Annotated in this window: 19 protein-coding genes; 5 read left to right on the top strand and 14 right to left on the bottom strand. The window is 37.1% G+C overall.

Annotated features, from left to right (window positions below; all coding sequences use genetic code 11):
• The 3 genes from ACFP65_RS00790 to ACFP65_RS00780 are packed head-to-tail and all read right to left on the bottom strand — an operon-like array spanning position 1 to position 2488.
• Positions 1–675, bottom strand: a complete 675-nt coding sequence (locus ACFP65_RS00790; RefSeq protein ID WP_379914970.1) for an ABC transporter ATP-binding protein — start codon at positions 673–675, stop codon at positions 1–3.
• Positions 668–1930 carry an efflux RND transporter periplasmic adaptor subunit gene (locus tag ACFP65_RS00785; protein WP_379914968.1) on the bottom strand — a complete coding sequence of 421 codons (1263 nt, stop codon included), beginning with the start codon at positions 1928–1930 and terminating at the stop codon, positions 668–670. Before ACFP65_RS00785 ends, ACFP65_RS00790 begins: the two co-directional genes overlap by 8 nt.
• Positions 1931–1948: 18 nt before the next feature.
• A complete protein-coding gene (locus ACFP65_RS00780) occupies positions 1949–2488 on the bottom strand; it encodes a hypothetical protein (protein ID WP_379914966.1) in 540 nt (179 codons plus the stop codon).
• 617 nt (positions 2489–3105) lie between these two features.
• Between ACFP65_RS00780 and ACFP65_RS00775 the strand changes: the two genes are divergently transcribed.
• Both ACFP65_RS00775 and ACFP65_RS00770 read left to right on the top strand, forming a co-directional pair.
• Positions 3106–3486, top strand: a complete 381-nt coding sequence (locus tag ACFP65_RS00775) for a YtxH domain-containing protein (protein ID WP_379914964.1) — start codon at positions 3106–3108, stop codon at positions 3484–3486.
• Between the two features lie 125 nt (positions 3487–3611).
• Positions 3612–4211, top strand: coding sequence for a DJ-1/PfpI family protein (locus ACFP65_RS00770; RefSeq protein WP_379914962.1), 600 nt, complete (start codon positions 3612–3614; stop codon positions 4209–4211).
• Positions 4212–4226: 15 nt separating this feature from the next.
• Here ACFP65_RS00770 and ACFP65_RS00765 read toward each other — a convergent pair whose 3' ends face one another.
• From ACFP65_RS00765 to ACFP65_RS00745, 5 genes are all read right to left on the bottom strand, one after another.
• On the bottom strand, positions 4227–4742 hold the full coding sequence (locus tag ACFP65_RS00765; RefSeq protein WP_379914960.1) for an RDD family protein: 516 nt from the start codon (positions 4740–4742) through the stop codon (positions 4227–4229).
• A 470-nt stretch (positions 4743–5212) separates the two neighbouring features.
• The gene (locus ACFP65_RS00760; protein ID WP_379914958.1) at positions 5213–6157 is read right to left on the bottom strand and encodes an aminoglycoside phosphotransferase family protein; all 945 of its coding nucleotides are present in this window, start codon (positions 6155–6157) and stop codon (positions 5213–5215) included.
• A 133-nt stretch (positions 6158–6290) separates the two neighbouring features.
• Positions 6291–7142 carry a MurR/RpiR family transcriptional regulator gene (locus ACFP65_RS00755; RefSeq protein WP_379914956.1) on the bottom strand — a complete coding sequence of 284 codons (852 nt, stop codon included), beginning with the start codon at positions 7140–7142 and terminating at the stop codon, positions 6291–6293.
• 36 nt (positions 7143–7178) lie between these two features.
• Positions 7179–8060, bottom strand: a complete 882-nt coding sequence (gene murQ, locus ACFP65_RS00750; RefSeq protein ID WP_379914954.1) for an N-acetylmuramic acid 6-phosphate etherase — start codon at positions 8058–8060, stop codon at positions 7179–7181.
• Positions 8061–9125 (bottom strand): MupG family TIM beta-alpha barrel fold protein, encoded by a 1065-nt coding sequence (locus ACFP65_RS00745; protein ID WP_379914952.1) that lies wholly within the window; start codon positions 9123–9125, stop codon positions 8061–8063.
• Positions 9126–9352: 227 nt separating this feature from the next.
• Between ACFP65_RS00745 and ACFP65_RS00740 the strand changes: the two genes are divergently transcribed.
• Entirely contained in the window at positions 9353–10273 is a 921-nt protein-coding gene (locus tag ACFP65_RS00740; RefSeq protein ID WP_379914950.1) for a VOC family protein, read from the top strand.
• A gap of 108 nt (positions 10274–10381) precedes the next feature.
• On the opposite strand, the gene ACFP65_RS00735 is transcribed toward ACFP65_RS00740, so the two are convergent.
• The 6 genes from ACFP65_RS00735 to ACFP65_RS00710 all read right to left on the bottom strand — a co-directional run bounded on the left by ACFP65_RS00735 (position 10382) and on the right by ACFP65_RS00710 (position 16478).
• The gene (locus tag ACFP65_RS00735) at positions 10382–11248 is read right to left on the bottom strand and encodes a helix-turn-helix domain-containing protein (RefSeq protein ID WP_379914948.1); all 867 of its coding nucleotides are present in this window, start codon (positions 11246–11248) and stop codon (positions 10382–10384) included.
• A 250-nt stretch (positions 11249–11498) separates the two neighbouring features.
• Positions 11499–12575, bottom strand: a complete 1077-nt coding sequence (locus ACFP65_RS00730; RefSeq protein WP_379914946.1) for a mechanosensitive ion channel family protein — start codon at positions 12573–12575, stop codon at positions 11499–11501.
• A gap of 49 nt (positions 12576–12624) precedes the next feature.
• Positions 12625–13350, bottom strand: a complete 726-nt coding sequence (locus tag ACFP65_RS00725) for a hypothetical protein (protein ID WP_379914944.1) — start codon at positions 13348–13350, stop codon at positions 12625–12627.
• A 26-nt stretch (positions 13351–13376) separates the two neighbouring features.
• Positions 13377–14195, bottom strand: a complete 819-nt coding sequence (locus ACFP65_RS00720; RefSeq protein ID WP_379914942.1) for a carbohydrate ABC transporter permease — start codon at positions 14193–14195, stop codon at positions 13377–13379.
• On the bottom strand, positions 14195–15055 hold the full coding sequence (locus tag ACFP65_RS00715) for a carbohydrate ABC transporter permease (RefSeq protein ID WP_379914940.1): 861 nt from the start codon (positions 15053–15055) through the stop codon (positions 14195–14197). The genes ACFP65_RS00720 and ACFP65_RS00715 overlap by 1 nt, the downstream gene beginning before the upstream one ends.
• A 97-nt stretch (positions 15056–15152) precedes the next feature.
• The gene (locus tag ACFP65_RS00710) at positions 15153–16478 is read right to left on the bottom strand and encodes an ABC transporter substrate-binding protein (RefSeq protein WP_379914938.1); all 1326 of its coding nucleotides are present in this window, start codon (positions 16476–16478) and stop codon (positions 15153–15155) included.
• A gap of 330 nt (positions 16479–16808) precedes the next feature.
• On the opposite strand from ACFP65_RS00710, the gene ACFP65_RS00705 reads away from it, so the two are divergent.
• Both ACFP65_RS00705 and ACFP65_RS00700 read left to right on the top strand, forming a co-directional pair.
• On the top strand, positions 16809–17840 hold the full coding sequence (locus ACFP65_RS00705) for a N(5)-(carboxyethyl)ornithine synthase (RefSeq protein ID WP_379914936.1): 1032 nt from the start codon (positions 16809–16811) through the stop codon (positions 17838–17840).
• Positions 17841–18425: 585 nt separating this feature from the next.
• Positions 18426–18707 carry a hypothetical protein gene (locus ACFP65_RS00700; RefSeq protein WP_379914933.1) on the top strand — a complete coding sequence of 94 codons (282 nt, stop codon included), beginning with the start codon at positions 18426–18428 and terminating at the stop codon, positions 18705–18707.
• Positions 18708–18916: the final 209 nt, after the last annotated feature.

Here is an 18916-nt window from a genome sequence, read left to right as displayed (position 1 = left end):
TTACCTCACTTCTTCGGTCAGTACGCCATCCTGCATATGAACGACTCTGTTACAGTACTCGACCGTAGAAGGATCATGCGTGACTAAAATAATAGTCACACCTTCTTCTTCATTTAATGTTTTGAATACGTTCATAATGTCATTGGATGTCTGTGTATCTAACGCGCCAGTTGGTTCATCTGCTAATATGAAATCCGGATTATTGATGATTGCACGCGCGATGGCAGCTCTTTGTTGCTGGCCACCGGACAATTGTTTTGGATATTTCTTACCCTTGTCGCCTATCCCTAATTTTTCAAGGAGTTCTTGCACTTTACTTTTAGTCTGAGTGTAATTCCAACCATCGTAAAGTAACGGCAATTCAACGTTTTCTTCAATCGTTAAGGTTTCAATTAAATTGAATTGTTGAAAAACAAATCCTACACGTTGATTGCGTAACTGAGAAAGATCTGCGTCTCCTTTAGACGTCACAACCTCTCCTTCAAGGTTATAATTTCCTAGATAGTGACGGTCCACAAAACCAATCAAATTGAGTAAAGTTGATTTCCCAGAACCAGAAGGTCCCATAATTGCCAGAAAGTCTTTTTCTCTGACTTCAAGATCCACATCTTTTAATACAGGAATCCAGTCGTTATCTGCTTTGTAAGCTTTACGAATTTTTTCCAGCTTAATCATAGAACACACCGACTTCGTCTCCATCAGCCAGTTCCATATCCGGATCCATAATCACTTCTTCACCAATTTCAAGACCAGATTCTAGCATATACAAGCTTCCATCCTCAGTGACTTGAACCTCGCGGCGTTCTACAATCCCTTCATTATGAACAAAGACAATAGTTCCTTCTTCTTCTTCGATTACGACCGACTGCGGTAAGTAAACGATCCCTTCATCTACTCCGATTTGAACAGAAAATCCGTATTGAATAGATTCTTCTGGAATAACAGTAAAAGGATATCTGGAAGAGGAAGAACCCCCTTCACTACTTGCTTGCATGGGTAAAGTACTCAATTTTGTCACGGTACCACCTAAGACTTTATCTGAAGTGATTAAGCTAATTTCCACTGTATCTTCTAAAGTGATTTTATCGTAATCATACTCAGAAACAGATGCATCGATTTTCTGTTCTTTTGACATCAAACGAATAACTGGTTCCTCACTTGCTTGAATACTTGAAATGTTCGGCTGATTCAACTCGATAATCCCGTCAAAATTTGCTTGAACCGTTGTTGTAATATCTCCCCGTAACCGCTCGATTTCAAATTCGATATCTTCCATCTGTTCGTTCAAATCTCTTATCGACATCTGAGCAGAATCAACTGTGGCATCTGCTTCTACTTTATCGGACTCATAACGTAAAAGATCATTTTGAGCTGTGTCTAGTTCTGTATTCACCGTAAATTGTTCACTTTCTTCGTCTAATTGATCTATTGAGCTTTGTCCAGCAGATTCGATTGCACGATTACTTTTAGTAATATTTGCGTCCGCTGTTTCGGATGCTTTACGAGCGTTGGCCAGTTCGGTTTCAGCTTCAGAACGTCTTTTTTCTAATCGACTATACTGACGATTTTGTTCATTTAATAATTGCTGATTTTCTTCATTTGTATATGTAAATAAGTCTGTACCTTCTTCTACTTCCTGCCCGTTTTCTACGAGTAGTTCACCGATGACACCATTTGATGCATCATAGTATTCTTCCTGAACCTCAGATGCTTGAACGATTCCATCAAACAATACTGGATCTTCTTCTCTAACCGTATAAATAGAATAAAATTGTTCTGTTTCAGTTCCAATAGCAGATCCTTGAAAAGCACGAACGATAAAAAAGATAGCAATCAATACAGCAATAATCCCTACGGTGATTAGCCCCTTTTTATCACCAACTCGCTTAGAAAAAGAGCGAGTCGGTGTTGGTTTAGTAGATTTTTTCAATTTTTGTCCTTCTCTCCATTAAAGTAAAATATTGTTGGCGATGGTTTGTAATGCAATCGTCAATACGATTCCGATAATCAACCACGCTACTTGAACAATTATGATTGCACGTTTGATGTGGCTTTCTTTTTCTTCACCTGAGAAATAAAATAACAAGAATAAGACAGTTGTTATAACACTTACTACAGAAGCTAAAATTAGATTTTCTCCATATCCAAGCTGTCCAATAATAAAATTGATCACCGCTCCAATTGCACCCGAATAAAATAGCGCTGACCAGATATCATACTTATAGACAAATTCTTCTTTTGAAACCCATTGAGTTGGAAACTTTATAAAGGCGTATTGAATTGCTGTAGCAATGACCAAGAAAATTGCACCAACTATTGCGCCAATGACTCCAAAAGCAGCGAGAGACTCTGTATCGACACCTTCTGGGATCATCGGATCTGTCGAAAACGCTCCATATACTGCAATTCCGAGTACAACCACTATGTATATTACTAGCGCTGACCATGGAAAGGTTTTGCTTTGATTAACTCTTACTTCTTCATTCATTAAGTATACTCCTCCAAATTTGATTAATTATTTTCCCCTAACTAAACCATAACTCATCATTCGTAACTTGACCGACACTCCTTTTTTAACCTTTATTGTACAATTGATTCTTAATGGAAAGTATTTTAAAATAATGGAACAAATCTATCCACATGTGTTTCAGCGTACAAAGTCTCGAACTATTAAAATTGTACCAAAACCTCCATAACATAACAATGTTCTTTTAAATAGAAATCGAACATATTTAACAACTAAATCTCAACTAATGCCGAACACCATTAAATAGGTTTTTTCTTATATCTTATGTAAGTACTATACGCTATCTGGTTCAAAACAGTGAGCAACGATTCGTTGCCCCCTTGTCAAATCAACACAATCGTAATAAATTTTTATCCTGTCCTCTATCTTTACCTATTTCGAAATCAAGTTTTCGAATTTTAGCTAGTTTTGATAAACGAATATTATTCAGTTTGGAGTAGTATAAAATTAGAAGATTTTATCTTTTGACCTTTTGCATTTTTGAATTTGTAAGTGCTTCTTGTTTGAAAGTTCGATAACATTCGCTATAATGAGGGGAAAGAACTAGTAAGGCAATTAGATATTAGGAGGAAATGACTATGAAATTTATCAAAGGAGCACTATTCGGTGCAGCAGTAGCATTATTATTTGCGCCTAAAAGCGGTAAAGAAACACGTGAAGACATTTCTAAAAAATTCAACGAGAAAAAAGAAATGGCAAACGACTATGCAAGTATGGCCAAAGGAAAGTCAGAAGAAGTTTCACATGCAGCAAGTGAAGCATCTGAAAACATCAAAATCACTTTAGCTAAAACTGCACAAGATCTTAAAGAACAATTACATTCTGCATCTGAAGATATCAAATCTGAAGCTGTAAATGCTTCTGAAGATGTAAAAGCAACAACAAAGCAAGCTGCAAACGACGTTTCAAAAGAAGTTGATAAAGCTTCAAACAACTCTAATAACCATACTAACCACTAATCTTTTATTATAAATAGTTGACCATCCATTTGGGTTCGCCCTAAATGGATGGTTTTTCTGTAACCATACTAAACTCAGGTATATTACATCGCAAAGCCGCGTAGCTATACAAAGGAGTAATCAAAATGAAACAAAAAATCGTCGGTATTCTTTTATTCAATGAAGTTGAAGTACTCGATTTTGCAGGTCCTTTTGAAGTGTTTTCTGTTACTGAAAATCCCTCTAAAAAAGATAAGCCTTTTAAGGTGGTTACGATTTCTCAAGATGGCCAGATGATTAAAGCTAGAAACGGCCTTCACGTACTACCTGATTTTAACTTTGGAAATCATCCAAAGTTAGATATTCTTGTTGTCCCTGGTGGATATGGAGCACGTGAACTTGAAATACATAATCAAGATTTGCATCAATGGATAAAAGAACAAGATCAAACAACAGAATATACTACCTCTGTCTGTACCGGTGCATTCTTACTAGCGAAAGCAGGCTTACTTGAAGGTAAAACAGTAACGACGCATTTTAGTGCTCTAGATAGGCTAGCGGAGAGCTTTCCCTCACTTAACGTAAAACGAAATACAAAGTTTGTAGACGAAGGTCATATTCTGACATCTGCGGGTATTAGTGCGGGAATCGAATTATCTCTTTATCTTGTCGGTAAAATCTTAGGTGCTTCTACTGCCAAAGAAACCGCCAAACAAATGGAATATGATAGTCAATATACAAATTAATATCCGCAAATTTTTCTATTTTTTTAAGGTAACCTGTGTTCCAGCCAAAAGATCCCCCAAATGGCGTCGGTCTTTTCGGAAAAATCCCATCCAAAGTAAAATCAATCCTAGAAAAATACCCGCATTGGTGAATAGAATTGAGCTTATCGCTCCAAATTCTGTGTAGATTCCTTCAATTACACCTAAGTGTGCAAGTTGCCAAGGAAGAAACTTAACAACATTTCGAGTGAGGCTTCTCCAGAACGATCGGTTCATATACACCACTTCAAGCTTTGCTTTTCGCTTACCAAATGTACCAAAAGGCTTACTGTAGTCCATGACCGTAAACCAAATAACGATCGGTATAACGGACTCTACCGTCGCAACGATTTTTGCTTGATTCATTGTAAATTCAGGTATGCCATCTAGTATGAAAAAATAGATCATCAAATTCACAATCAATAACGCTACTAGATAGACTAAGATTGCCACATAGTCTACTAACAGTTCTTTCAATCTGATACGCCAGTTTATTGGATTATCCTTTTTCATATCAATCCCTCCAGTTTGTCGTAACGAATAGAGCAAATATAAATAGCCAACCGTTCACGTCAGACTTTAATCCACTGTTAGTAAGTTGGCTTATTATGCGTTATTTGAAGTGTTTTGATAAATATGTACTCAAAGTTAATTTCCCCAATGATGATTATGAAAGCCAATCAGATAGTAGAGCGAGATATATCCTAACCAAAAAATAGCCAGAGACAATACAATTATCCTGATTGTTTTACTCATATCTTTATGCTCTATCGATAGCCCTAAAAACATCAGCCCTGCACCAGGCAGAAAGTTCATGAGGATATTCTGTATGTTATCGCCTTTATCTAAATTAATTCTTAGAGATATCTCAATCGTTATAAGGATTCCTATATAAATCAGCGCATCTCTTATTGTAATCTTTATTTTATACATATTTACACCGCCCACTCTTCATTTCATTATGACAAATTTCTTATAGGTTATCAAAAATAACAATTGTTATCAATCTCCTTTACTTCTGCTAACAATCTTAGTCGTCGTCTGAACCGGTTGGTTATTTCAAGTCCTTTGTCTAAATCTTCTCCATTCTCCAGTGCCCAACAGGCCTCAAGAATACCACGAACAACTCCCCATTTAATAATACGCATTTGATCTAAATTCAAGTAAGAGGACATCCACTGTATCCTTCTTTCTAATACAATATCTGGGTCGCCTTGACGATCTATGTAATTCAACAAATATTGAATAGTCTCAAAATGGATATCTCCAAACAGTCCTTTTGGATCAATAACCTTCCAGCCACCGCCTTGGTTCTCTAAAATATTCCCGTGATGCAAATCCCCATGCATCAATACAGGATCTATAGTCGTTTGAATTAATTCTTCTAATAATATTTCAGCTAAGGTCATCTCTTCTTCTGGAATATCGCCAGTAGTTCCCTCAATTTCTCGGTATCGTTTTAGAGCAGCGAACCATTCGACAAGCGTCGGTACACCTTCACTGTTAACGTTAACTTGTGTTTGATGGAGTCGTTTAAAGACTTGGCAAAACTGTTTAACCTCTTTTTGGTCTTCTCCCATATTTGCTAGAGACTTTCCGGGCACAACTTTTTCGAGTAAAAGCGCACCGAGTTTCTCGTTATAGTCCAAAACCCGAACAGTCCCCCTTCCTTCAAATGCTTTTAGAACATCTTTTTCTCTTTTGAGGGCTTCTTTCTCAAACGATAATTTCAGTACAACAGGTAAGTGCCCAACCATGCCATCTGCAACATAATTATAAGACAAGTCCTCGAACGGTCTCAGATGGTGAATATTAAAAATTTCTTCGCTCTTTGACAAGAGATTCGGTAGTGCGTTGACCCAGTTCTCAACTTTAGATCCGTAATTTTTCACCATGATTTCCTTGAAATTCTCAGGAATCTTTGTCATTGCTACCACCCTTTCTATATGAATGATGTTCTTTAAATTATTGAGTCAATTTGTGTATACAAAAACCGCTAAAGGAATCATGTTGATCTTTAGCGGTTTTAATTAAAAGCATGGTTTCACACGACGTAAAAATTTACGAACCATAATGCTCGATTTGCTCTCTTGAATACTTTATTTGATCAATAATTTTATCATAGTTTTTTGAAGCATACGCATAAAATAGAATATCTACCAAAATAAACTGCGCATGCAACGAGCTGGTTGCGGCACTTCTGACTGTCCCTTCTTGTGCTCTAACATGTTGAAGTGAGATGTCTGCCCTTTTTGTTAGACTGTTCTTACCAAACTGGGTTAGCGCAATCGTTTGGCTCCCATTTTTTTTAGCCAGTTCCATGACTTTAACGATTTCCTTTGTCTCTCCTGAATTGGAAATTCCAATAAAAACCTGTCCTTTTTTTGTAGGAGACATTGCCGCAAGCAAGGCATGTGGATCTTTATAACTAATACACGTTTTTCCGATTCTACTCCATTTGTGCGCAATATTTTCTGCTACCAAACTTGAAGCGCCAATTCCAAACAGATAGATGATTGAAGAATTTTTCATTGCTTCTACCGCTTCTAGTAAAGCTTTCTCTTGAATAACAGAAACCGTATCTTGCATCGTTTGAAACGCGTTTCCAAGTAACTTATCCATAATATCATCCAGCGGTTCATCTGGTGTGATATCCGAATAACCGACTGGATTACTTTGCGTGAATTCTCTTGAAATCAGTACCTTAAGTTGGGTGAAACTTGAGATATCCACTCGTTTACAAAGTCTGATTACTGTTGCCGCACTTGAATCAGAAGCCTTTCCCAATTTTGACGCTGTCATATTTACGACTTCTTCTGGTTTATCCAAGACAAACTGAGCAATTTTCTTTTCCGCTTTGGGTAATTGATCTTTAATACTATTGATTCTTCCTAAAATATTTTTCTCCGTCATATGATCCGTCCTTTGAGGCTTCTAGTGAACTAGCTTTTAGTGTGTTGATTGAATGGACTGACGCACACGACCCTGATGTGCCTCTAGTAGTGCATTTGCATTTTCCATGGTTGTGTTGGCTAGAATCTGAACGATGGCTGTTTTGACAGAACCTGATTCTTGATAATACTTTTCAGCTTCTTCAAATGAGCACTCCGTCGCTTCCATAATAATTCTTTTAGAACGATCAACCAACTTTTCATTTGTTGCCTGAACATCGACCATCAAATTTTCATAAGCTTTACCTAATTTTACCATAGTCACTGTAGAGATCATATTCAGTACAAGTTTCTGAGCTGTCCCAGCTTTTAGTCTCGTAGATCCCGTTAATACTTCAGGGCCTGTTGCGACTTCTACAGGGAAATTCGCCAGTTCACTGATGGCTGCATCTACGTTATTGGAGATGGATCCTGTTTGAGCACCAACGGAATGCGCATAACGGAGTGCCCCTTTTACGTAAGGTGTTCTTCCACTTGCGGCGATACCGATCACGACATCTTTTTCGCTCAATTCGACACGCTTCAAATCTTCTTCGGCCAGTTCTGAAGAGTCTTCTGCTCCTTCTACCGCTTCTACGACTGCTTTTTCTCCACCCGCTATGATTCCTTGCACCCATTCAGGTGAAATACCAAAAGTTGGAACACATTCCGCTGCATCTAGTATCCCTAAACGCCCACTTGTTCCAGCACCAATATAAAATAGGCGTCCACCTCTTTCCATACGTTCGAACACTGCTTCAATCAATTGATTGATTGCATCAAGATTCTCTTGGATGACAATTGGAACAGTCGCATCTTCTTCATTCATCAACCGCGTCATTTCTTTTATAGATAAGCGGTCCAATTCCATTGACTTTTGATTTCTATTTTCTGTACTCATTTACTCTGATTCCTCCATAAATTGAAATTTTACGCTTTCAGTAATGTACTCAAGTAACCCCACTGAGTTCTCTTGAATCCTTGCTAGTACATTGACTTTATCATCTGCAAGTAGCGCTCTTTTTGTGATTTGTAGTTCGCCCTTATATCTTCCATATAAATCGTTATCCAATGTTACGGTTCCAATTGGTCGATCTTTCACAACACTTGGTTGAATGCTCTTTGTTTTCAATACAACGCGAGAATCTTCTGAGCGAACAACGTCTCTAGCCACATCTTGTCTATTTTGGTGGACAACATAAAAATTTTCTGGAAGATCCTTCGACAATAATTGAACAGGCAAAATCATCAGACCTTCTTTTTCCCACTTAACGATTCTATCCAGAGTATTTTCGGTCATCATGATGTCTCCAATCAAAACTTCATCTACAAGGTAGTGTTTCTTTAGTTCTAGATAAGCAAGTAAGGGATCCGTCTCTCTGTGCGCTTCCAGCGTTGGTAATCCAGCATAAATCGGACCTCTTTTCTTTAAATCACCTGGAATAAAAGCCTGAATATTGAATCCTTTCTCTTTTAAAAACCGATTTCTTCTGAGAAAAAAGGCTGCGTCTAATCCCGTATTTTCTCTTGGATAGTAATTGTGGCACACGGTAATATTGGTCAGATTCAAACCCGCTGCTATTAATGATTGGCAAGTCTCCTCAGTAATTGTACTGGCGTTCAACACAATCTCAAAAGTATCACTAAATTGTTTGATTTCTTTGTAAGAAAAGCCATAATCCATTCTCAAGCTCGTTATACCAAGATTTGTGAAAAAGGCTGTTGCTTCTTCTTTCGATAGACCGTACTGCTCAAGTGTTCCTGTTGAAACATCGATCGTAAGCGTCATATGATTGGATTGAATTTTGGGTAGAATCTTTTTAAGGCCGCTTAACGTTTGTTTGGGATTCTCTTCGGGTATATGCAAAGAGGTAAACAGTGTCTTTATGCCTCTCTTGTGTAAAGTATCTATCCTATTAAGGTTCATTTCTTCGCTCTGCGACAAATAAAGCGATGCTCCAAGCATAATTGAGCGACCCTCTCTCTACTAAACTGTTTTTAATTTCTACTTTATTATGTATGAAATGAAATAATATTTCAATTTTTACACTACTATCTTAGTGATTTATTTTAATTTAAAATATGCTTAAATACCTGTTGACATTATTATCCTATAGGAATAGAATACATGTATAATAAATATTACGAATTAGAGATAGTTTTATTCGAGATAAATCATAGGAGGATCTAAATATGAAAAAAACAACGAGTATTCATCATATATCCGCAATTGTTGGTAATCCTAAAGAAACTGTCGCATTTTATTCATCTGTTCTTGGACTACGATTGATTAAAAAAACGGTTAACTTTGATGATCCAGGAACGTATCATTTATATTTTGGAGATGAACAAGGTAGTCCCGGAACTATTTTAACTTTTTTCCCTTGGCCAAACGCTTATAAAGGAACGGTTGGGACTGGCCAGGTTGGTACGACGCTATTTCAAGTGGATACAAATGCGCTTGATTTCTGGTTTGAGAGACTTCAATCTTTTAATATTAAAGCTACTCGCGAAATCGTATTTGAGGAAGAGACGCTTTACTTCAGTGATCCGCATGGCTTGAGTTTGGGTATTGTTGCACGTTCTGGATCCGTTACTCACACATGGAAATCTTCAGACATTCCCGATGATAAAATGATTTTAGGATTCGCAGGCGCTCAATTATTATCAACTCATGCAGATAAAACATCTGAATTGGTCGAACAAGTTCTTGGATTTGAACAAATAGCCGAATCCGAAACCTATACTAGATTCAAGTCTAGCGAACAAGTTGGGCATACCCTAGATATCAAGAAAGTAGAACCTATTACTGGAAGTTTTGGAGTAGGTACCGTTCATCATATTGCCTTCCGTGCAAAAGATGAAGTGGACCACTTAGATTGGCAGAATTTTTTGATGGAGAATGGTTATCTAACGACCGAAATTAAAGACCGTGATTATTTCAAAGCAATGTACTTCAAAGAACACGGTGATATCATTATGGAAATCGCTACAGATACACCTGGTTTCTCAGTCGATGAGCCTCTAGAACATTTAGGCGAAACGCTTCAACTTCCCGAATGGCTAGAGTCAAAAAGAATTTTGATTGAACATCACTTACCACCATTAAGCTAACGGAGTAAAAGAGTGTTTGCATTTCCTTTAGTTAGATTCTCACTTACTTTCTACCAAAAAAAGGCACAAAATCAATCCTCTTTGGACAGATTCCGTGCCTTTTTTGTGTTATCCATTTTGTTCTACTTCAGTTTCTACTAATTCATCGATTGCTAGATTTGCCATTGTAACGAATCGTTCGTTTTGTTGAATATCGAAGATAAATGCAGCTTTCTTATAAGATTCGACTGCTTGGCGCACTTGATCCAAGTGTTCTAAACAATACCCTTTTTGATAAAAGAAATCCCCCAGTAAAAAGAGTGTGTTGTTCTGTATCAGCAACTCCAGTCCCTGTAACACTTTTTCCAGTGACTCCCGATTCTTTTCTTGCTTGGAAAGACACAAAGAATAATTCAGCAGTAACTTCGCTTTCTTTTCATGACCCATCCACTCTGAGAAAGACTCGAATCCTTTTTGGTAGTATTCTTCTGCTTTCTTGTATTCATCAATTCTTTGGTACTGGTTTCCGATACTATCAATGATCTCGACACGTAATTCCCCTTTTTTCGTGCCTTCTTCGATAGAAATCAGATGATTGAGTGCTTTTTTGTAATCTCCATCTCTATGAGTGTACAATAGCCCTTTTATCCACTCGAAAAATAGCTTATCATCCCCTACAGATCTCGCTATTAATTCGTGGTTCGTCTCCACTAGGTACGCAACCGAATCATATTCTCTCCGGTCAAGATGCTGTCTGACCATTTTACACAACTGACTCACTTGAGAATGTCTTGTTTCCAAGGAATCCTCTCCATAAAAGAAACTCATAGGCGTATCCATTCTATCAGCGAGTTTTTCCATCAGATCTCGACTAGGTCGTACTTTTTGTTTCTCAAGTCGACTAACCATAGCTTGCGTACAAATACCCTCAGCGAGATCGATTTGTGTCATGCCAATTTCTTTTCTTCTTCTTTTGATTTTCTCCCCTAATCTCATGTCATGATGCCTCGTTCCCTGTGTAATATAAATATAATTATAATAATCTCATTATACCTAAGCTCATCTGACATTTCTATACTTTTTTTTGGAAATATATAGGAGATATTGAATTGTATAGTCGGTTTCCTTGTATGAATCTTACAAAGTAATTGACTGATTATTTTTTTCGCTAACTTTTTTTATAACTCATGATTTTTGAAATGAAAAAATCTGACCCATCAATTGAGTCAGATCTTTAGTAGATTTTTTATTTATCAGATGGTTCAATCATGTGCAGATCTCTTTGTGGGAAAGGAATTTCGATGTCATATTCATTGAATTTTTCAAATATCTTGAATCTCAAGTCACTTGGCACACGGAATTCTCTTTCATCTGTCTGTTGATCAATCCAGAACCAAACTTTGAAATCCAAAGAGGACTCTCCAAAATCTTCGAAGAACACTCTTGGTTTTGGATCGTTTAAGATATTGTGCCATTTCTCTTCTTTCAACTCCACAACAGATTCTTCTAGTAATTTTTTCACTAGTTTAACGTCACTATCGTAAGATACGCCCACCTGTATAGAAATTCTTAAACGAGTATCCGAGTAAGAACGATTGATAAATTTTTCTTCCAAGAAAAATGAATTTGGAATGATCATACGCTCGTTCGCTCTTGTCCGCACAATTGTCGCACGCATTTTAATTTCTTCAACGTCCGCAATTGTGTCATCAATGATAATGCGATCGCCCACTTTTACTGGACGCTCAAACAAAATAATCAGACCTGAAATAAAGTTAGACATAATATTTTGAAGTCCAAACCCAATTCCAACTCCTAATACACTGACAACAACGGTCAAGCTTGTTAAGTTAAATCCTAAAGAAGAAAGAGCTACTAGAATCGCAATCGCTACGACCACATATTGAAATAGTGTATTGAATGTTGCCTGCATCCCTTTATCTAACTCATATTTTGAATATAGAGTAGGGAGAACGTAGCGTTTAACTGCATTTGAAAACCGGACAGCAACGACAACGACAAATAAGACAGCCAAAACCAAGAAAATAGAGACGTTTGTATCTCCAAAAACAAACAGCGTATCGTAAAGCCAAGGAGTATTCGATAAATAACTCAATAGGAAAATAATGAGTATAAAAAGCGTACTCCAGTTGAGAAATGTTTTCCATAAGGCGACCAATCTTTCAGATTGAATCAATCGTTCTCCAATTTTCTTTAAAACAAACCTGATAACAAATATTCCAATAACGCCAAGAATTCCACCTAGCCAGTACGATAATCCTACGTCATTTAAATACTCGATCCAATTTTCAAACACTGACACATACTCGCCCCTTTAACTTTATTTATTTACCATTGTATCAAATTATGCCTTAAACCTCTAAGAACTCGCCAGCATTTGATTTTTTAGCGTTCTGTTTATCGAGCCTTATGATCTTGTTGTACTGCACTTTGAATAAGAAAAAGGCGCTATAAACACTGGCAACAGGGGCTGCTAATACAAAGATAAATAAACTCATTTCAAAGGTGGCATACAAAATCAGTAAAACCACTAAAAGCGAACTAATAGAGTAAAGGATTTTTGCAAAAACTAGCTGATGCATTCGTTTGAATTTCCACCAAATAGACATATTAAAATGCGCTTGAAAAGAGAATAACTGGATTATCATGGTCAAGACATAAAAGAGTAAAACCAGAAAGACCGTGAACATCACAAAACTTCTAGACCAACTATAAAACAACCCTGCTCCTACACCGACGAGCGCACCTGTAAGCATAATCCCCGTCATGAAACTTTCTTTGTAGTTTGTCACAAAATAGGCCCAGAAAGACTTCAACGTTAAACTTCCTCTGTCTAAAATAAGATCTCTAACAACGCAAAATAGCGCTTGTGTACTAGGATAAAAAAATATCGGGAGTGTCAACACCTGTAATGGTCCTAAAACATAATAGCTACCAACCTGAGTAACGACCAATAATTGTATAGTCAATAGAATCACCGGAATATTCAACATTATCCAAAATAAATTAAATAAAAAAAGTGTCGTTAGCTTGTCTGAAAGCTCATACAATGTGAAATAGAATTTTCTTTTTGGCATTCATTTACTCCTTTACTGGCGATACTCTATTTAACCGCACCTTCTGCTACACCTTCAACAATCTGTTTTTGAGAAGTGAAATAAAAAATAATTACAGGGATGATTGCAATGGTTAATCCCGCTAAGGCCAAATGCCACTGTCTCGTATATTGTCCAAAGAAATAAAACATTCGAATCGGAATAGTTTGACTACTGTTTCCTAATACTAGTGAGGGAAGCAAGTAATCATTCCAAATCCAGATAACATTTAAAATCGCAACTGTTACAGATATTGGTTTAAGTAACGGGAAAATAATCCGCCAAAAAATCTGTAGCTTATTAGCACCATCCATTCTAGCTGCTTCATCTAGAGTAACGGAAATTCCTGTCATCGCTCCGTGATATAAAAAGATTGATAAGCTACAACCAAAACCAAGATACATAATGATTAGTCCAACGCGATTCAGCATGCCAATTTGACCAAAATTTGAGGTCAGTGGAATCATAACCGATTGAAAAGGAATCAGCATAGCCGCAACGAATAGTAGCAGAATTAAACTACTTAGCTTACTTTTATTTCTCGCTAGTGCATATCCAGCCATTGAAGAAAAAAGAATGATAATGACCACACTCGCTACGGTAATCATCAACGAGTTGAAAAATGAACGCACAAATTGTAAATCTTCAAAAGCTTGCTGGTAATTCGCAAAATTCAATTCTGAAGGAGGAGTCAGTACATTGGAAAAGATGCCTCTTGGGTCTTTGAAGCTGTTAACAATCATTAAGTAAAATGGAGAAATCCATACGAGTCCTAGTAAAAGACCGAAAACTTCTAGTACATAAATCGACCATTTTTTCTTTTTCATTACAGATCCACCTCTCTTTTCTTATTGTAGTAAACCTGACTCAGAGAAATGATGGCTACAATGACAAAAAATACGATGGCTTTTGACTGACCGTAAGCCATTTGATTTCCAGAAAAAGCGGTATCTACAATATTCATGGCTACCATTTGAGTTGAATTGTAAGGACCCCCTCCGGTTAAAGATAAATTCTGATCATAGATTTTAAAAGAGTTCGACAGCGTTAGGAACATCGTTACGGTAAAAGCAGGTGCAATTAGTGGGAAAATAACGTGTCTGAATTTCTGACCCGGTGTCGCCCCATCAATTTCAGCGGACTCCATCAACTCTTTGGGTACACCTTGTAAGTACGCAATATAGATGATCATAATATATCCTGCCATTTGCCAGACGGTTAGTATCACTAATCCCCAAAATCCTGTTGCCGGTGTCGATAGCCAACCTTTCAACACTTCGGCCCCGATAACGTCTCCTATTGTTGAAAAAACACGGATAAAAATAAATTGCCAAATAAATCCTAAAATTAATCCGCCAATTAGATTCGGCATAAAGAATATCGTTCTCAATAGATTTCTACTTTTCAGTTTACTTGTAACTAAGAGAGCTAGTCCAAGTCCAATAACGTTCAATAAAATAATACTGGCGACTGCAAATCTGACTGTAAACCAAAGGGACTGCATAAATTGTTCATCATTCAATAACCTTTGATAGTGACTAATGCCTACAAATGCAGTGAAATTCAATCCATCCCAATTCGTAAAAGAATAAAAAACGCCCATAAGGACAGGTACAATAACGACCAGTGACAAACTAAGTAGTACAGGGCTGATAAATAACCAGAATGTTATTTCTTTATTTTTCATCTGAGGACTTCCTTTCTAACAATCATACATTCAGCTGATGCTTAAATTGAAAAGAGCCATTTTATAATGTACCAAACGGCTCTCTTTCAATATCCTATTATTGTCTCATCGATTCCCAAGCTTCTTTGGAAGCTTCAATGGTTTCTTCCCAGGTCATTTCTCCGCCGATATAGGCTTGGAGGTTCGGTCCAAATTCATTTAATTGATAACCAGTCGGGAAGCCAGTAAAGACCCAACCTAACGTATCTCCACTCTGAGAATAGTCATAAACAATTTGAGAAAGCGGATCACTGATTTCCAAGTCTTCGTATCCTTCGTAAGCTGGAACGAAATTAAATTCCGATACGACAAAGTCTTTTCCTTCATCTGATAAATACATCCAATCCAAGAAGTCTTTTGCGGCTTGAACCGTTGCATCATCATTATTGTCATTCACTGCCCAATAATTTGGAACGCCTACTGGCAGACGATCTTCGTACCCTTCCAGAGGAATTGGGATCATTCCAACATTGGATTCCGCAAACTCAGGATCCATTTGTTCAAGGGTTGGGTAAATCCAGTTTCCTTGTTGGATCATAGCGACCTGTCCCAGTGAAAAATACTCTTCAACTTGCTGAGAATAATCTAAACTCAACACAGGTTCGATGGAATAATCTACTTGCAAATCTAACATTTGCTGGAACTCATCCGCTCTTTCAAAGGCCAGTGTTTCTGCATTGTAAGCTTCAATTGGATTTTCGTTTAGTTCTGGTGACAAATACACATTTGCCAGATGATCTCCCATCACCCAACTCTCAGCTCCCGGTAATGCAAAGACCGCTTGGATGCCTAACTCTTCTTTTTGATTATCAATTGTTTCAACAGCTGATCTTAACTCTTCATAAGTTGATAATGTTTCTGGATCAATTCCTGCTTGTTCAAATACCTCCCTGTTGTAGATAAATCCATAACCTTCTAAGTTATAAGGAATGGCATCCACCCTACCGTCTTCATGGGTGACATTTTCAATCGTTCCTTCCAGCGCTGCCGCCGCTGCATCCGTGTCTGACATATCCGCCATCAAATCTTGGAATTGCTCGATTTCATTTGGACCAGCTACACTGAAGATATCCGGTTCATCACCTGAAGAAAATCGTGTAGTTAACTGCGTAAAGTAGTCCGTTCCTCCACCAACAGAAGTGATTTCAATCTGAATATTGTCATTTTCTGCCATATACTGATCTGCTAATTCATTGAACTGGGAATTGAACTCAACCTTTCCTTGCATAATATTCAGTTGAATCGTTTCCCCATTTCCCTCATCATTTGAACCCATACCGCCTGGACCTGCTCCATCTTCGTTTCCACAAGCTGCTAGAAGCAGTGCACAAGATCCTATAAACAGCACTTTATTTCTATTATTCCAACTACAATGTACCGACATAATGATCCCCTTTCTTATCTTCAAATACTAACATCTGTCCAACTATCCCATTTGACCGAAAATATCAGTATATTAATAATTTAATCATAATACAACCGCTTCCAAGTTTGCAATTTTAACGATTAAGTATTTAACCCTACAGAAATTTTTCCACTTTCTTAAAATAAACACTATTTAATGACTTCGCTTGTTTTTCGTACATGTAATATAAATTTTCATTTTATAACGATTTTATTCTTCAACTGATTTGTAAAAACGCTTCATTAATGACATAATGAAGTATCTTGTACAGCTTCTTTGTATGATTTTATCAAATAGGAGGTTGGGAATATGTTAAAAGAAACATTGAGGACGATCGGATTTGTCAATAGCCATAAAGATGATGAAAAGCGGATTGCTTTACTCCCAAAAGACATCAGACAACTCAAAAATCCAGAAGCTTTATTTTTTGAAGAAGGTTATGGAAGCGATTTAAATATTTCGGATACTGAATATTCTGATCTTGGTTGTCAAGTTGTCTCTAGAAAAATTGCTTTAGCTCAAGAAATTGTCTGCGATCCAAAAATTGGTGATGCCGCTTTTATCAAAGATTTAACTCCAGGTCAGACTCTGTTTGGATGGATTCATGCGGTTCAAAATAAAGAAGTGACCGATATCTTGATTGAAAACAAACTGACAGCTTATGCTTGGGAGGATATGTATGAAGATAATCGACATTCTTACTGGCGCAATAATGAACTTGCAGGAGAAGCCGCTGTTATGCATGCTTATCAATCAAATGGTGTAATGCCTTACGATACAAAAGTTGCCATTTTAGGACGAGGGAATACGGCTCGTGGAGCCATGCGTATATTAACCGGTCTAGGCGCAGATATTAAGGTCTATAACCGTAAACAAGAAAAACTATTCCAAAAAGAAATGACGGAATTTGACGTCATCGTCAATGCTATACTTTGGGATACTACTCGTGAAGATCATTTAATTTATCGATCTGATTTAACTCGATTCAAACCTGGCACACTATTTATTGATGTCAGTTGTGATGCACACGGTGCCATCGAAACCACTGTCCCTACTTCTATCAAAGACCCCATCTACGAAATTGATCATGTCATCCATTACGCAGTCGATCATACCCCCACAATTTTTTACCGCTCTTCTTCAAATGCTGTTTCAAAAGAAACGGTTAAATATATAGATGATCTAGTCGAAAATCGTCCTAACGAAATCTTAGATAATGCTCTGATTGTTGACAATGGATTGATCATAGACGAACGTATCAATCAGTTTCAAAATAGAAAGATTTCTGAAAACCTTGATGAACCCGATGCAGAAATGCCACCACCATTAATTAACTATTAATGCAAAATAAATAGACTAAATCAGGTACGTATTCTCAGAAGTTATTCCAATATAACAATTGAGAATACGCACCTGAAGATAGAATTTTCCATAAACATTCCTGAACGTTAGAAGCACACTCTAACATTCAGGAGTTTTTGTTTTTACTAATTTTATTCTTCATCTGCATTTTCTAGCCGCTCTTCTCCTAAACTTCCTGTCAAAGGTCCCAGATAGTAATCCAGTGGAAAAGATCTTTGACCCTGGTGTAAGAGTGTAATGTTGTATACACTAAACGGATTGTAACCTACAGCATCGTTGTTACTCCATCCTCTAGCTCCAGCTACAAAAGTTGCACCACTACCATAAGTGTGATCAGCGCTTCTCTAGATAAATTCTCCTAGGATTCTTTAACACGCAATTTTCCAACTAGAAGTTGATTCACTTGTCTCAAAGAAACCACTTCAACTTCTCCGCCCTCTACAGTAACGGTCTCTGGAAAATGTATTGCTACAAACTAAACTCCCCCTTCAGTGATCTCGCTTGACTGAGTGAAATACACGTAGCATAATTAATAAAACTTATGTACAGAATGGAGAGTGGATTATGGGTAAGAAAAAGAACAAAGCTAAAAAGAAAGAAGAGAAGAAGGCTAAAAAAGCTAGAAAGAAAGCAAAAGAAAAAACAAAAATAGCTAAACAAGAAGAAAAAAACCGTTCGGAATCGAAAGAACCATTAAACGTTTCTACCTCGAAAAAAGAAAAAAAGGTCTCTTTGAATCTCACGATCACGCCCACCAATAAAAACAAATTAAAAAATCTAGCTAAATCGGCCGATACGAGTGTTTCAGAACTCATTGCTCAGTGGATTGAAAACCAAGAACAATAATATTTAAACTTAAATCTAGAAAAGAGAGTACGCGATTATGTAATGCCCCCCAAAGGTTAGACTTACTCGGAGTGGAGAAATCCACTCCGTTTTTTTATAGAATCGAAAAGGTCTGAAAGGGTTTTATAGTTGTTTAACTAAGCAAATTTATTTAATAGATAAAAAAGTATATTAGTACAAACCCTTAATAGATAAGAGAATGTTTCTAA

The organism is Marinilactibacillus sp. GCM10026970 (genome assembly GCF_042660675.1).
GTDB lineage: Bacteria > Bacillota > Bacilli > Lactobacillales > Carnobacteriaceae_A > Marinilactibacillus.
Note: the sequence above shows the minus strand (reverse complement) of the source record. Positions and strands in the feature narration are given on the sequence as shown.